12 protein-coding genes are annotated in these 15424 nt (G+C 60.5%); 5 read left to right on the forward strand and 7 right to left on the reverse strand.

Going from position 1 to position 15424, the window contains the following annotated elements:
• Positions 1–109: 109 nt before the first annotated feature.
• From AC22G1_RS04255 to fusA, 4 genes are all read left to right on the forward strand, one after another.
• Entirely contained in the window at positions 110–2293 is a 2184-nt protein-coding gene (locus tag AC22G1_RS04255) for a TonB-dependent receptor (protein ID WP_487315662.1), read from the forward strand.
• A 206-nt stretch (positions 2294–2499) separates the two neighbouring features.
• Positions 2500–4119: a hypothetical protein gene (locus AC22G1_RS04260; RefSeq protein ID WP_487315663.1), complete on the forward strand. Its 1620-nt coding sequence runs from the start codon at positions 2500–2502 to the stop codon at positions 4117–4119.
• Positions 4120–4290: 171 nt separating this feature from the next.
• Positions 4291–5079, forward strand: coding sequence for a thiol:disulfide interchange protein DsbG (dsbG, locus tag AC22G1_RS04265; RefSeq protein ID WP_487315664.1), 789 nt, complete (start codon positions 4291–4293; stop codon positions 5077–5079).
• A gap of 276 nt (positions 5080–5355) precedes the next feature.
• Positions 5356–7449, forward strand: a complete 2094-nt coding sequence (fusA, locus tag AC22G1_RS04270) for an elongation factor G (RefSeq protein ID WP_487315665.1) — start codon at positions 5356–5358, stop codon at positions 7447–7449.
• A 39-nt stretch (positions 7450–7488) separates the two neighbouring features.
• Here fusA and AC22G1_RS04275 read toward each other — a convergent pair whose 3' ends face one another.
• From AC22G1_RS04275 to acuR, 6 genes are all read right to left on the reverse strand, one after another.
• Positions 7489–8448, reverse strand: coding sequence for a GlxA family transcriptional regulator (locus tag AC22G1_RS04275; RefSeq protein WP_487315666.1), 960 nt, complete (start codon positions 8446–8448; stop codon positions 7489–7491).
• 79 nt (positions 8449–8527) lie between these two features.
• Positions 8528–9292, reverse strand: coding sequence for an SDR family oxidoreductase (locus AC22G1_RS04280; protein WP_487315667.1), 765 nt, complete (start codon positions 9290–9292; stop codon positions 8528–8530).
• Positions 9293–9322: 30 nt separating this feature from the next.
• Positions 9323–10123: an SDR family NAD(P)-dependent oxidoreductase gene (locus AC22G1_RS04285; RefSeq protein WP_487315668.1), complete on the reverse strand. Its 801-nt coding sequence runs from the start codon at positions 10121–10123 to the stop codon at positions 9323–9325.
• Between the two features lie 145 nt (positions 10124–10268).
• Positions 10269–10904 carry a thiopurine S-methyltransferase gene (tmpT, locus tag AC22G1_RS04290; RefSeq protein WP_487315669.1) on the reverse strand — a complete coding sequence of 212 codons (636 nt, stop codon included), beginning with the start codon at positions 10902–10904 and terminating at the stop codon, positions 10269–10271.
• Between the two features lie 82 nt (positions 10905–10986).
• Positions 10987–11970: an acrylyl-CoA reductase (NADPH) gene (gene acuI / locus AC22G1_RS04295; protein ID WP_487315670.1), complete on the reverse strand. Its 984-nt coding sequence runs from the start codon at positions 11968–11970 to the stop codon at positions 10987–10989.
• A 1-nt stretch (position 11971) separates the two neighbouring features.
• Positions 11972–12613 (reverse strand): acrylate utilization transcriptional regulator AcuR, encoded by a 642-nt coding sequence (acuR, locus tag AC22G1_RS04300; RefSeq protein ID WP_487315671.1) that lies wholly within the window; start codon positions 12611–12613, stop codon positions 11972–11974.
• A 91-nt stretch (positions 12614–12704) separates the two neighbouring features.
• Here acuR and AC22G1_RS04305 point away from each other — a divergent pair, with 91 nt between their 5' ends.
• Positions 12705–13748: an NAD(P)H-dependent flavin oxidoreductase gene (locus tag AC22G1_RS04305; RefSeq protein ID WP_487315672.1), complete on the forward strand. Its 1044-nt coding sequence runs from the start codon at positions 12705–12707 to the stop codon at positions 13746–13748.
• Positions 13749–13772: 24 nt separating this feature from the next.
• Here AC22G1_RS04305 and AC22G1_RS04310 read toward each other — a convergent pair whose 3' ends face one another.
• Complete coding sequence (locus tag AC22G1_RS04310; RefSeq protein WP_487315673.1) at positions 13773–15407, reverse strand: MFS transporter; 1635 nt, start codon at positions 15405–15407, stop codon at positions 13773–13775.
• Positions 15408–15424 lie beyond the last annotated feature (17 nt).

A 15424-nucleotide genomic window follows, 5' to 3' on the forward strand; every position in this document is an offset into this window, starting at 1 on the left:
AAGTGACAAAAAGCGGGCAATACAAAAGCGATTGCTAATAAGATTTGATCTCATCTTTTACAAAGATGATAATCATGCGCATTTCCTGCTGCAGTCTTAAGGCGTAACCGTGAAGCAACGCTCCCTCACTCTTCTCCCGATAGCCCTTGGTGTTCAACTGGCCCTCAGTGGCGGCGCCTTTGCGGCCGACAAAGCCAAAGACGGCGACAACGACGTGGAAACCATCACCGTTACCGCCAGCGCTGACGCCAGTGCCGACGGCCTTATCGGCGCTTACGCCGGCGGCCAGGTGGCCCGTGGCCAAAAAGCCGGCCTGCTGGGCACCACCGACTACATGGACAGCCCCTTTAGCGGCCTGGCCTTTACCGACCAGTACATGAAGGACATCCAGGCCCAGGGCATTGGCGATGTCATTCAAAACGACCCTGGTGTGCGGGTGGCGCGCGGTTTTGGCAACTTCCAGGAAAGCTACTTTATCCGCGGCTTTACCCTTTCTTCTGACGAAATCGCCTACAACGGCCTTTATGGGGTGCTGCCGCGCCAATACGTGGCGGCGGAGCTGATTGAGCGGGTTGAAGTGCTGCGCGGAGCCAGCGCCTTTTTGAATGGCATGGCCCCCGGTGGCGGCGCCATCGGCGGCAGCATCAACCTGGTGCCCAAGCGCGCCAGTAACGACGAGAAAACCGACATCACCCTCGGCTTTAACGACCAGGGCCAGGGCTACGGCTCGGCCGATGTCAGCCGCCGCTTCGGCAGCGACGGCCAGCACGGCATCCGGGTTAACGTTGCCCACCGTGACGGTGACACCGGCGTAGACGGCGAGAAGGAAAAAACCGACCTGGCTTCACTGGGTTATGACTGGCGCGGCGAGCGGGCCCGGGTGTCGGCCGATGCCACCTTCCAGGAGCACAAGCTGTACGGCGGCCGCCCCAACGTGACCTTGTCTGGCACCAGCGACGTACCGGCGCCGCCCAAGGCCGACGCCAACTACGCCCAGGACTGGACCCACTCCAACGAGAAAGACTGGTTCGGCACCCTGCGCGGTGAATACGATCTGAGTGACAACATCACTGCCTGGGCGGCGGTGGGTGGCCGTTACTCCAAAGAAGACAACTCCCTGGCCAACCTCTATGTCACCGACAGCCAAAGCGGCGCGGCCAACACCTACCGGGCCGACAACGCCCGTGAAGATACGGTGTACAGCGGCGAAGTGGGGGTGCGCGGCCATTTTGATACCGGCCCTGTCAGCCATAAATGGGTGGTTGCCGGCTCCTATTACGATCTGGACTCCAAAAACGCCTACGCCTGGAGCAGCTACCTGGGCCTGGCCACCAACCTGTACCACCCGGTGCAGCTGGCCCGCCCCATCACCGACGGCTTTACCGGCGGTGACATGAGCGACCCAAGAACCACCAGCACCACTAAGCTGCCGAGCCTGGCTTTCTCCGACACTCTGGGCTTTTGGGACGACAAACTGCTGCTGACCTTAGGTGGCCGCTACCAGCATATGGATCTGCGCAGCTACGCCTACGGCACTGCCGACCAGACCAGCAAGTACAGCAAGTCGCGCTTCTCGCCCTCGGCCGGGCTGGTGTACAAGGCCACTGATGCTGTCTCCCTGTATGCCAACTACATCGAGGCCTTGGCCCAGGGCGATACCGCCGGTACCACTACCTTGAACCCCGGCACCATGCTGTCGCCTTATGTCTCCAAGCAAAAAGAGCTGGGGGTGAAGGTCGATACCGGTAGCCTGGGCGGTACCTTTGCGGTCTTTACCACCTCCAAGCCCGGCGGTTATGTCAACGAGCAGAACATCTTTGGTGAATACGGCAAGGACCGCCATCGCGGCGCCGAGTTGACCGTCTTTGGCGAGCCGGTTGAAGGGCTGCGGGTTCTGGGCGGGGTAACCTACCTTGATGCCAAGCAAAAGGATGTCAAAATCGCCGCCAACGAAGGCAACCGGGTGATTGGTACCGCCAAGTGGCAGGGTAACCTTGGCCTGCAATGGGACCTGCCCTGGGTCTATGGCCTGAGCCTGGATATGCAAGCCATCAGCACCGGCGCCCGTTATGCCGATGCCGCCAACACCCTGGAAGTGGCTGGCTGGACCCGCTATGACCTTGGCGCCAAATACGGCACCACGGTGATGAACCACGACGTGACCTTCCACGCCCGCCTGGAAAACCTCACCGACAAAGAATACTGGGCCTCAGTGGGTGGCTACCCCGGCAATGGTTACCTGGTGCAGGGCGCGCCCCGCACCTTTAGCCTGAGCGCCAGCATGGCGTTTTGATAAAGGGGCTTAGGCCCCTTTTTTAATACCCGGAGGCGGCCCTAGTGGCCGCTTTTTTTGTCAGCCTTTGTAGACCTGTCCAAGAGAGCGACTTTGTCACACCGTATTTTTCATCAGTTGTAAGCGTATTACTAATGACTGAATTTTAACCGTGCCTGCCTGGGGCTTCGGGATGCCCGGGCCATCATCTCAATGGAGAATCGGTTATGAAAAGGACCTTGCTTTGGGGGGCTGCCTTGTTTGGCGCCATCTTTACGGTGGCCGCCCCTGCCGCCAACTTTGTACCTTATGGCAGCTATCAGCGCAGCTGCACCAATATCAGCGTGTCGGGAGACAGCCTGAGCGCCAGCTGCACCACCCTCTCTGGCAGCCAGCTAAAAACCACCCTGGTTGAGCTGGGCCAGTGCATGAATTCCATCACCCACTACGGCGATATTGCCAACCTCAACGGCAGCCTGGTGTGCATGCCGGACTTACCCAAGGTGGTGGCGGGCTTTGAGTTTCCCCGTGCCGAGAGCGAGATAAACAGCTGGGTATACGGCAGTGACAACACCGCTATGTATCGCCACGGCTGGGGCATTTGGGCGGGGCTGACCCACTATGTGGGCACTGTTGGCGGCGCCGAACTGCGGGCCTTTGAAACCTGGGATACCCCGGATAACATGCTCTACGCCATAGGCCAGGCCAGTAAGGCCAAAACCAAAATGCTGGGTAGCGAGGTGCGAAAAGCACAGGGGCTGCGCCTGCAACTGCCGCACCAGTTTCGTAACACCGCCAAGGCCAAGGGCGATTTAAAGCTGCTGCTAAAAGAGTGGCAATCAGCCAAAGCGGCCACCTCGGCCGACACCAATATCTTTGTGTCGGTGGCTTATAACCCGCCGGCGTCCAGCCATGCGGTATCCAACAAGCTCTTTTATGCCAGCACCCTGAAGAACTACATCAAAGAGGGTTATAAGGAGATCCCCAATTTCCCGGCCAACGCCATCACCATCAAGCCGGTGTATAAGGTGATCACCCAAAGCAAGGTGGTAGACGGTATCTACACCTTCCCCGGCTGGCCCGGCACCCCAGACCCGGCCCGCACCTTCCCCGAAAGTGATTGGGCCAACTGCGTTTATGTGGCGGTCAAAGGCACCGGCAAGGGCGGCAACAGCATCGACCCAAGCTGCGCCAACCCCAATGCCAGCAACACCTTCTACCTGAATAACTTCATCCACCAGACCATCAGCAAGGACGACGCCGCTTACCTCAACAGCCAGTTGGGGCTGACCGCCAAGGCCGGGGATATCGCCATTTTGGTGGGCATGCATGTCACCACCCGCGAGATAAAACGCTGGGCCTGGCAAACCTTCTGGTGGTCGGCCGATGCCAACAGCCCGAAACTGCCAAGCTCAGATACCATTGCCAAGCTGCGGCCCAAGGAGCTGGATGAAGCCGCCGGCCATTACGCCATGAGCCTTGCCTATCAGATGGTGTCGCCGGCCCAGCCCATTAACGGCGGCGCCAGTGAAGGGGAGTCGGTTATCGCCTACAACCCCCACCTGGAAGCGGGCTTTGACCCTGGCGTCTTTCAAATTTTGAAAGCCGTGACCAAGTCGCCCAGCGCGGTGCAGATGAACCAGTACGGGGTGCAAACCAACTGCATGACCTGCCACAACCTGGCCCTGTATTCCCCCAGCACCGATTACCAGGCCGACAACGGCGCCAACCGGGAGCGGCCCTACGGCACCGACTATTACATGAGCCTGGACGACACCACCTTTGACGGCGTACTGCGCCTCGATTTTGCCTGGTCCATCCTCGGTTCTTTGGATACCGACAAGTAAAAAGCAGCGCCCCAAGGGCCTGACAGATAATGCCGCACGATAGTGCGGCTTTTTTGTGGCCCGGGTTTAGGGCAAAGTAGTCAGCTTTGCAATAAAACCTCCCGGGCAACGGTCTTGGAGGTAAGCCCTGGCCCCGAACCTGGCCAGCCATGACGACCAAAAGGAGCCTGTATGGTCTTTAAAAGCGCCCGTGTGGCCTTGTTATCCGCCCTTTTTGTGGGACAGGCCATGGCGGCCAGTACCAGCGAACTGCCAGCCCCCGTTAAGGCCCTGACCGAGCGCGGCCTGGAAGTGGTGGGCACCTTTGCCGCCCCTGGCGGCCTCACCGGTTATGCCGGTACCGTGCAAGGCCAGCCCATCGCGGTGTATCTCACTTCCGACGGCAAGCATGTGGTGGTGGGTAACCTGCTGGACGAGCACGGCAAGGACTTGACCTCGGCGCCCCTGGACAAGCTGGTTAATGGCCCCCGCAACGAAGCAGCCTGGAAAAAACTCCCCGAAAGCGGCTGGGTACGTGACGGCAAGGAAGATGCGCCGCGCATCATCTACATGTTCGACGACCCCGAATGCCCCTACTGCCATAAATTCTGGAAGGAAGCCCGCCCCTGGGTGGATGCCGGCAAGGTACAAATTCGCCACGTGATGGTAGGCATCATCACCCGCAACAGCCCGGACGAAGCAGCGGTTATTCTTGCTTCCAAAGATCCTGCGGCGCTGCTGGCCAAGCACGAGCAAAACTACCGCGGCGAAGGCAAAAACCAACTGGATGCCAGCAAGGTGCCCCAGTCTGCCCACGACAAGGTGCAGGCCAATGCCGAGCTGATGCAGGAGCTGGGCCTGAGCGCCACTCCGGCCATCTTCTATCAAAAACCGGACGGCTCCATCGGCCTGCTCTCCGGCGCCCCGCAAGGGCCGCTGATGGAAGAGGTGATGGGCGGCCCGATGCCCAAAGGCAAATAAGCCAAAGCCCGGCAGCGCCGGGCTTTTTTGTGCCTGTTTGGCAAGACTTTTAAAACGATAGTGACAATAGGGTAAAACCCTCACACCCCGCCAAACGAGCGGCGGCGCCGCTTGCAGCCATTACTACCCTAAAAGGCAACGCAGCTTTCGGTTATGGGCAGTTGTTAGTGCAAAAACAGAGGCATACCTTCTGTCCTGCAAATAAGCAGGCGCCGTGCCCCGGGCTGGAGAATACTCAAAGCTTGGCACCGCGCATTCCTAACCTGGAGACATACCATGACCCGCAAGATCCCTATCGAGCGATACAGGAACATCGGTATCAGTGCTCACATTGATGCCGGTAAAACCACCACCACAGAGCGCATTCTGTTTTACACCGGGATCAGTCACAAGATAGGCGAAGTGCACGAAGGCTCCGCCGTCATGGACTGGATGGCCCAGGAACAGGAACGCGGTATCACTATTACCTCGGCGGCCACCACTACCTCGTGGAAGGGCATGGCCGGTAATTTTGACGAGCACCGCATCAACATCATCGACACCCCCGGCCACGTGGATTTCACCATCGAGGTGGAACGCTCCATGCGGGTGCTGGACGGCGCGGTGATGGTGTACGACGCCGTGGGCGGCGTGCAGCCGCAATCGGAAACCGTCTGGCGCCAGGCCAATAAATACCGGGTGCCGCGCATTGCCTTTGTCAACAAGATGGACCGCATCGGTGCCAACTTTCTAAGGGTGCAAAAGCAGATAGCCGAGCGCCTCAAAGGCCAGGCCGTGCCCATCCAGCTGCCCCTGGGAGCCGAGGACGAGTTTCACGGCGTTATCGACTTGGTGAAGATGCAGGCTATCTACTGGGACGATGCCAGCCAGGGTGTGACGTTCAGCTACCAGGACATCCCTGCCGAGATGCAGGCCGATGCCGAGCATTGGCGCGAGCAGATGGTAGAGGCCGCCGCCGAAGGCTCAGCAGAGCTTTTGGACAAATACCTGGCCGGTGAGGCCCTTAGCGAAGCCGAGATCAAAGCCGGGCTCAGGGCGCGCACCATCAACAATGAAATAGTGCCGATGCTGGCCGGTAGCGCCTATAAAAACCGTGGCGTGCAGGCGCTTTTGGACGCGGTGGTGGAATATCTGCCGTCGCCGCTGGACGTGCCGGCCATTAACGGCCACGACATGGACGATGTGGAAGCCGAGCGCCACCCCAGTGACGACGAGCCCTTCTCGGCGCTCGCCTTTAAGATAATGACCGACCCTTTTGTCGGCCAGCTGACCTTCTTTAGGGTGTACTCCGGTGTCGCCAAAACCGGCGATATGGTGTTCAACCCCACCAAGGGCCAGCGTGAGCGTTTGGGGCGCATCCTGCAGATGCACGCCAACAGCCGCCAGGAGATAAAAGAAGTGCACGCCGGGGAAATTGCCGCCGCCGTGGGCCTCAAAAGCGTCACCACGGGGGACACCCTGAGTGACCCTAACAAACTGATTGTGCTTGAGAAGATGACCTTTCCCGAGCCGGTGATTGCCCAGGCCATCGAGCCCAAGACCAAGACCGACCAGGAGAAAATGGGCCTGGCCCTTGGCCGCCTGGCTCAGGAAGACCCGTCCTTTAGGGTCTACACCGACGAGGAATCGGGCCAGACCATCATCGCCGGTATGGGCGAGCTGCACCTGGACATAATCGTTGACCGTATGCGCCGCGAGTTTGGCGTCGAGGCCAACGTTGGTAAGCCCCAGGTGGCGTACCGCGAGACCATACAGGCGCCGGTGGCCGATGTGGAAGGCAAGTTCGTCAAACAATCGGGCGGGCGCGGCCAGTATGGCCATGTGGTGCTGAACATTGAGCCTTTACCCGAAGGCGGCGGCTACCAGTTTGTAGACGCCATCAAGGGCGGGGTGGTGCCACGGGAATACATCCCGGCGGTGGACAAAGGCATCCAGGAAACCCTTGGCACCGGTGTGCTGGCGGGCTTTCCGGTGGTGGATGTCAAAGTCACCCTGGTAGACGGCTCCTACCACGACGTGGACTCTAACGAGAACGCCTTTCGTACCGCTGCCTCCATGGCCTTTAAGGACGGTATGCGAAAAGCAAGGCCGGTACTGCTGGAGCCGATGATGGACGTGGAAGTGGAAACCCCTGAGGAGTTTATGGGTAACGTGATTGGCGATCTCACTTCCCGGCGCGGGGTGATGCAGGGCATGGACGACATTCCCGGCGGCACCAAGCAAATCAAGGCGCTGGTGCCATTGTCGGAGATGTTCGGCTATTCCACCTCGCTGCGTTCCCTAACCCAGGGCCGCGCCACCTTCAGCATGGAGTTCAAGCACTATGCCGGTGCGCCCCAGCAGGTGCTGGATGAGGTGCTCAAAGGCTAAAATCCCAAAGGGGTAAGGGCAGAGCCCTTACCCCTTTTTTTATCCGGCGATGGGCTCGGCCCTTGCCTGCTGGCGCAGCAGCTGTGGCGAGAGGCCAAAACTGCGCACAAACACTTCCCGCATATGGCGCCGGTCCCGAAAACCGGTCTCCCGGGCCACCACATCCAGGCTGTGGCGGCTTTTTTCTATCATTAGCCGCGCCGCTTCCAGGCGCAGCAGCTCAATGCCTTTGGCCGGTGTCCTACCGGTTTCCTCCCTGAAAATACGGCTGAACTGGCGGGGGCTTAAATGCACCGCTGCTGCTAAGTCGTCCACCGTCAAAGGTTGGCGCAGGTGGTTGCGGGCGTAATCGAGGGCACTTTGAATGCGGTCTGATTTGGGGGAAAGGGCCAGCATCTGTGAATGTTGGCTTTGGCCGCCGGCCCGTTTTTGGTTCATCACCAGCAGGTGGGCAACAGAGCGGGCCACGTCGTTGCCAAGGTCTTTTTCCACCATGGCCAGGGCCATGTCCAGGCCTGAGGTCATGCCGGCTGAGGTCCAGATATGGCCATCGATGATGTAGATGCGGTTGGCATCCATGGCGATGTTTGGGAACTGCTGCTGCATGATGTCTGCCAGGGCCCAGTGGGTGGTGGCGCGGCGCCCGTCAAGCAGCCCAGCCTGGGCCAGGAAGTAGGCGCCGGTACAGATGGCGGCAAGGCGCCGGGTCTGGCCGCTGGCCTTGCGTAAAAAGTGGCTGCGCTCCACCACCTCGGGCAGCAAGTGCGGGTCGTTGACACCGGTAACCACCCAGGTGTCGGCCTGAACGTCCTGCCCGCTAAGGGGCCGGGTCTCTACCCCCACAGCGAGGGATGAGGGAACGCTGCCCCCTTCAAGGGAATAAAGGCTTATCTGGTAGAAAGGCTCGCCGGCAACCTTGTTGGCAAATTCAAAAACCGCCTGGGCCGAGAGCGAGAGGATCTGAAACCCCGGCTCGACGATAAAAGCTACCTTGTGCATGTCTGTCTTTCCTGAGCCAAGTTGCCATCACCCTATACGAGGGGTAAAACCTTGGCCACCTTGTGTGGCCAAGAACGGGTTATTGCAAGGGGATGGGGTTATCCACCAGGGACTGGTTGAACTGGTTAATCAGTGCATGTTCGTTGCTGCCCGGGTTGTCACGGATGGGGGCGATGCTTTGCACCAGTACCTCGATGTTGCCCTCGGCAAGGCCGGCCAGGGTTTCACGGACAAAGGCGTCCAACGGCATGGCGCGCGGGTCGCCGCTTTTATAAATCAGGTCGGTATCCACCCAGGGCGGCGCTATCTCAATCACCTTCACCGAGCTGTCTCGCAGGGCAAAGCGCTGGGACAGGGTGTAGGAATGCACGGCGGCTTTGGTGGCGGAGTACAAGGCGTTGTTAGCCAGGGGCAGGAACGCCACCACCGAGCTGTTGTTGATAAGGTAAGCCTGGGGCTGGGTTTTGAGGTGTTCGATAAAGGCGGCGCTGATGCGGGCCGGGCCCAGCAGGTTGGTATCCACCATGGCGACCAGTTGCTCGTCGTCAAACTGCCCTTGGGACGGGTCGTCAAAGGGCATGACCCCAGCGTTGTTCAGCACCGCATTGAGCTTGGGGTAACGGGCGATAAGGTCTTTTGCTACCGCCGCTATCTGGGCCGGATCGGTAACATCCAGTTCCACGTAATCCATTCCCGGGTTGGCGGCGGTGACCTCTTGTAGCAAGGCCTTGCGGCGCCCGGAGATGATCACCTGGTTACCGGCCTGGTGAAACTGCTCGGCCAGCGCCCGGCCAATGCCGGAGGTACCACCGGTGATGAAGATAGTGTTGCCTGACATATTCATGGGATTTCCTCTTAAGTGTCTTTAACGGAATTAGTGAGTGTTGGTGTAACGGCTGGCGGGGCTGTTGCTGCCGAGGTTTGGCAACATGGCTTGGCGGGCCTGCTCATAGGCGTCCCACAAGGCGGCGTCGTGCAGGGAGGGGATGGTCACTTGCTCGTTACGGTCAAAGCCCACCAGCGCGGCATCCACCATGGCTTCGGCGCTCATCACGATTTGCGGGTCAAGGTGCTCGATGGGCAGGCCACCGGTCGCCCAAAAATCGGTGGCGGTGGCGCCGGGCAGCACTGCCTGCACCTGCACGCCTTTGCCGCCCAGCTCATGGTGCAACGAGGTGCTGAAGGCATGGACATACGCCTTGGAGCCGCCGTAAACGCCGTTAAGGATCTCGGGGCCGATGCTGACGATAGAAGAAATGTTGATGATGGCGCCCAGGCCTCGCTTGGCGAGCCCCGGCGTAACGGCGTAGGTGAGGCGGGTCAGCGCGGTGACGTTAAGGGCGATCATGCTGTCCATCTGCTCGATATCGCTATCAAGGAGCGGGGTGTGGGTACCGACCCCGGCGTTGTTGACCAGCAGGGTGATGCTGGCGTCTTGGCGCAGGGCGTCTTCCACGGCATGAAGGTCACCAGGGTTGGCCAGATCGGCCGCTATCACCTCGACACTTTGGCCGGTCTCATCGCTGATGCGTTTGGCCAGGGCATTGAGGCGGTCTCGGCTGCGGGCAACCAAGATCAGGTTGTAGCCACGTTTGGCCAGGCGGTCGGCATAGATGGCGCCGATACCGGATGAAGCGCCAGTGATGACAGCTGTCCCCAACTCTTTGTTACTCATGATGTTTCTCCTGATTAAATGCGCTGTGTGCAGTTCAGGTTTTCATCATAGGAGGGAGTGGGGTGTCCGAAATGTCGTTTATGGTTATGATTTCAGACATCTTGCGTCTGAAACAAAAAAGCCCGGCTTGGCCGGGCTTTTCTTATCAGGGTTTGGCAAGTTGCCAGAGCGCTTCACTGGCCTCGACCCCTTTAAAGCCGCCGGCCAGGGGCTCTTGGGTGAGCAGGGTGAGCCGATGGCTGGCGCCGTAGTGGCTGGCCACTTCCTGGGGCATTACCGCAAAGGGCGGGCCTTTGAGCGCGCTTTGGTCGTATTCCATGGTGATAAGGAGCTGCGGGGCGCCGGCGCTTAGCGTCTTTAACTGGCGCACATAATCGGCGCGCATGGCAGCGGGCATGGCCACCAGCGCGGCCCTGTCGTACACCCAATCCACCTGACCAAGTAGCGCCGGGGTGAGGGCGAAAATATCCCCTACCCACACATCCAGCATCGGCCCCTGGTAGTGACTCAGGGCGCCGTGGCGCGACACTGTTGGCGCCAGTTTTAGGTCGTCAAACAGCGCTTTGACGGCGGTCTCGCTCAGCTCGGCGCCAGCCACCGGGTAGCCTTTTGCCAGCAGCCAGGCGATGTCGCGGGTCTTGCCGCAAAGGGGCACGAACAGGCGGCTGCCGGCAGGGGGCTTAACCTGGTCAAAGTGGGCGGCCAGCAGCGGGTTGACATCATTTTGGTGAAACCCGGTCTCGCCTTTGGCCCATTTTTGGTGCCAAAAATCTGCTTCCATGGTGGCCTCTTCAAGCATTGTCAGAGCCGCCAAGGCTACCAGTTAAGGGCGCCTGACGGTTAAGGCGCGGCAGAAAAAAGTGTCAGCGGTTTACGTCCACCACCAGCCGGCCACGAACCTTGCCATCGAGCAGGGCCTGAGCCTTGCTGACCGCTTCGCCAAGGATGATTTCTTCGGTGATGGCGGCAAGCTTTGCAGGGTCTAAGTCCTTTGCCAGCCGCTGCCAGGCAATCAGGCGCTCGGCCTTGGGGCGGGTGACGCTGTTGATGCCTAAAAGGCTCACCCCACGCAGGATAAAGGGCGCCACAGTGGCGGGCAGATCCATGCCTTGGGCAAGACCACAAGCCGCCACCAGGCCGTCACTTTGGGTTGCGGCGCAGGCGTTGGCGAGGGTATGGCTGCCCACCGAGTCTACCACCGCAGCAAAACGCTCTTTGGCTAGCGGCTTGCCGGGCTCGCTCAGCTCGCGCCTGTCGACGATGTGGCTGGCGCCAAGGGCCTTTAAGCCATCGGCCAGTACCGGGCGGCCGGTGGCGGCGGTAACCTGATAACCGAGCTTGGCTAAAAGGGCGATGGCGACGCTGCCCACGCCGCCGTTGGCGCCGGTCACCAGCACTTCGCCTTTACTTGGGGTCAGGCCGTGGCGCTCAAGGGCGAGGATGCAAAGCATGGCGGTGTAGCCGGCGGTGCCGATGGCCATGGCCTGGCGGCTATCAAAGGCCTCGGGCAGGGGCACCAACCAGTCGCCGCTCACCGAGGCCTTTTGGGACAGCCCGCCCCAGTGCTGTTCGCCAACCCCCCAGCCGTTCAGCACCACCTTGTCGCCGGTCTTGAAATCCGGGTGCTGGCTGTGGCAGACGGTGCCGGCAAAGTCGATACCCGGCACCATGGGAAAGCGGCGCACCACCGGGCTGGTGCCACAAATGGCCAGGGCGTCTTTGTAGTTGAGGGTGCTGTGGCTGATATCCACCTGCACGTCCCCTTGGGGCAGGGCGCTTTCGTCCAGGCTTTGCAGATTGCAGCGGTAACCTTGCTGGTCTTTTTCGACAACCAATGCGTTGAACATGTTAACTCCGTGACTGTGGCAGACCGGCCATAAAGCCGTTGATAAAGGTGTTCAGAGGGGCCGCCGAGCGGCTTAGGCGAGCGCGCAGCACGGCGCCCTCCCAACCTATCCAGAAAAAGGCGGCAAGCTCTTGGGTGTCGGCGTTTTCGGCCAAGGCGCCTTCTGTTTTGGCACGTTCCAGGCACTGGGCCAGGCGGCGCTGCCAGCCGGTCAACACCGCTTCTAAGCGCTCACGAAAAGGCGCCGGCAACAAGGTAACCTCCTGGCCGAGGTTGCCCACCAGGCAACCGCGCTCAAAGTGGTATCTGACCATGCCGGCCTTGGCCTCTTCGGCAAAGTCGGTGAGCCTTGCAAGGGCCGGGCGGGCAGGGTTGGTCAGGCATTTATCCAGCAGGTGGCAAAAGAAGGCGTCGTAGCTGTCCAGCACCGCCAGGCCGTAGGCCTCCTTGCTGGCAAAGTAGTAGTAAAAAGAGCCTTTGGGCACGGCTACCGAGCGCAAAATGGCGTCAAGGCCGGTGGCGCTAAAGCCTTGGCTGGTATAGGTTTCGATACCGGCCCTTAGCAAGTCGGCTTTGATTTGCTCGGGGCTTCGGTCCTGGCGGGGCGGGCGGCCCCGGCGTTTGGGTTGGGTCGGATTTTCCATGGAAAATTAATTTAGACCAACCGTCTATTAAATGGCAAGGTAAAAGCCCTGCCGGTTATCTGGCAGGCATGAAAGCCAAGCAGGAGGTGCCATGAAATCCCAGTTGCTGTCGCGTCTCGGTATGACAGTGCCCATTATCCAAGCGCCCATGGTGGGGGTGTCTACGGCCCGGCTGGCGGCGGCGGTGTCGAACGCCGGTGGCCTTGGCAGCATTGGCGCCGGTGCCAGCACTGCCGAACAGGCCAGGGCGCAAATCGCCGAGGTGCGGGTCCTCACTGACAAGCCTTTTAACCTCAACCTGTTTTGCCATCAGCCGGCCCAGGCCGACCCGCTGCGAGAGGCGGCCTGGCTGGCGCACCTGGCCCCCTTCTTTGCCGAATTGGGCGCCAAGGCGCCCGCGGCCATTGGCGAGATTTATCAAAGCTTTGTAGGCGACGAGGCGATGCTCGCCATGCTGCTGGAAGAAAAGCCGGCGGTGGTGAGCTTTCATTTTGGCCTGCCGCCGCAAGGGGCCATTGACGCCCTGAAAAAGGCCGGTATCACCTTGCTGGCCACCGCCACCAATCTGGCAGAAGCCAAGCAGATTGAAGCGGCCGGTATTGATGCCATCGTTGCCCAAGGGGTAGAAGCCGGTGGCCACCGGGGCGTATTTAACCCTGTTGATGACGATGAAATTGGCACCCTGGCGCTGGTCAGGCAGCTTACCCAGGCCTGCCAAGTGCCGGTTATGGCCGCTGGCGGCATTATGGACGGCGCCGGTATTCGCGCCGCCATGGCGCTTGGGGCGCAAGGGGTGCAGCTGGGCACCGCCTTTATTCTTTGCCCCGAATCGGCGGCTAACGACGCCTACCGCGCCGCCATGAAAAGCGAGCGCGCCCTGCATACCGCCATTACCAGCAATATCTCCGGCCGCCCGGCCCGGGGCCTACCTAACCGCTTTTACCAGCCGCTTGATGATTTAGCGCCAGCGCTGCCGGATTACCCCATCGCCTATGACGCCGGTAAAGCCCTGGTAGCGGCCGCCAAAGCCTCAGGAAGTGAGGATTTTGCGGTGCAGTGGGCCGGGCAGGGGGCGCCACTGGCCCGCGCCCTGCCAGCCGCCGAGCTGATCGCGCTATTGATGAGCGAGTTATGAAAAAGCGGCCCTGAGGCCGCTTTTTTAGGTCGATTCTTTAGCGCCTTTGGGCAGCACCGGTTTGGGCGCCACAAAGTGCTCAACCTTGGGAGGCTGCTCGCCAATGTGAAAGGCCAGCATGTTCTTTTGCAGATCTTGGTCGGAGCGAGTTGCCCTGTGGTGCTGGCGAAGGTGTTCAAGCCAGGATTGGACCAAAAAATACTCAAGGTAGCGGCCAGGCTTGGCGGTGTCTTCGAACAATCCCCAAGCGTAGGCGCCGTCGCGCTGGCGGTGGCGGCGAAGGTCTTGGGCGGCGCGGCAAAAATCGGCGCCCTTGGCCGGGTCGATTAAATACTCGACGGTGATCATCACCGGGCCTTGGTCTTCATCTACCTGGGCTTCCACCACCGGCTCTGGCCAGTGCATGGACGGCGCCAAATCGAGGCTGGCACCTACCTGCAACTTATTGCGCCAGGTCAGGGGAATGGCCAGCAAGGCTCCACAGGCGGCGATGGTCAGGGCCATGGGAATACCCACCTTGGTGGACAGCTGGCCCCAGATAAGGCTGCCGGCACTCATGGCACCGAAGAACACGGTGACGAAGATGGCAAGGCCCCTGGCCCTGACCCACTCGGGCAGTGCTACCTGGGCCGAGACGTTAAGGCTGGTGAGCACGAAGATCCAGGACACACCGGCCAGCAAACAGACCGCGACGGCAACCAGGTGGCCAAAACCGGCGGCGAGGATCAGCATGGCGCTGGCGGTGCCGATAGTGCCAAGGGCCACCAGTTTGTCGGCGCCGAGTCTGGCTTTGAAAAAGGGCATGATAAAGGCGCCGGAAACCGCGCCTACCCCAACGGCCCCCATCATCATGCCGTACAGGGAGGCGTCTCCCTTAAGTACGTTGCGGGCAATGAGCGGCAGCAGCGCCCAGTAGGCACTGGCAAACAGGAAGAACCCTAGGGCCCTGGCCATGGTGGCCTTCAAGGGCGCACTGTGCAGCGCATAACGCACGCCGGCTCTTACCGCTCCCCACAAGTCTTCATTGGGCAACAGGCGCTCGGGCTTTTGCGGCGGCTTCCACCATAGCAGGGCCATGATCACCATCAAAAAGCTCAGGCCGTTGCTGAAAAACGGCATGGCCACCGAAATACCGATGATGATGCCGCCAAGGGCCGGCCCTATGGCGCGGCTGATATTGATGCCCACGCTGTTGATGGCCACCGCCTGTTGCAGCACCGGTTTGGGTACCAGGCTCGGCACGATGGCCTGCCAAGCCGGAGCTGTCAGGGCTGCGCCAATCCCCATAACAAAGGTGAAGATCAGCAGCAGGGTGGGGGTGATAAGTCCGGTGTAAACCACGTACCCCAACGACAAAGCGGTAACGGCCAGCACGCATTGCACCGACAGCAATAATTTGCGTTTATCGAGGATGTCGGCCAGGGCACCGGCTGGCAGCGCAAACAGGAACAATGGCAGGCTGGTGGCGGTTTGCACCAAGGCCACCAGCAGCGGCGAGGGCGCCATGGAGGTCATCAACCAGCCGGCCCCCACGTCGTGCATCCAGGTGCCGACGTTGGACAACACGGTGGCCAGCCACAGCACTGTAAAGCTGGCATGTGAGAAGGGCGCCATCGCCGATGGCGAGGCCTGGGAAGATGTTGGGGGAGATGAAGACATGTCAGGGTGTATCCTTG

Source organism: Gallaecimonas zhanjiangensis, assembly GCF_057624825.1.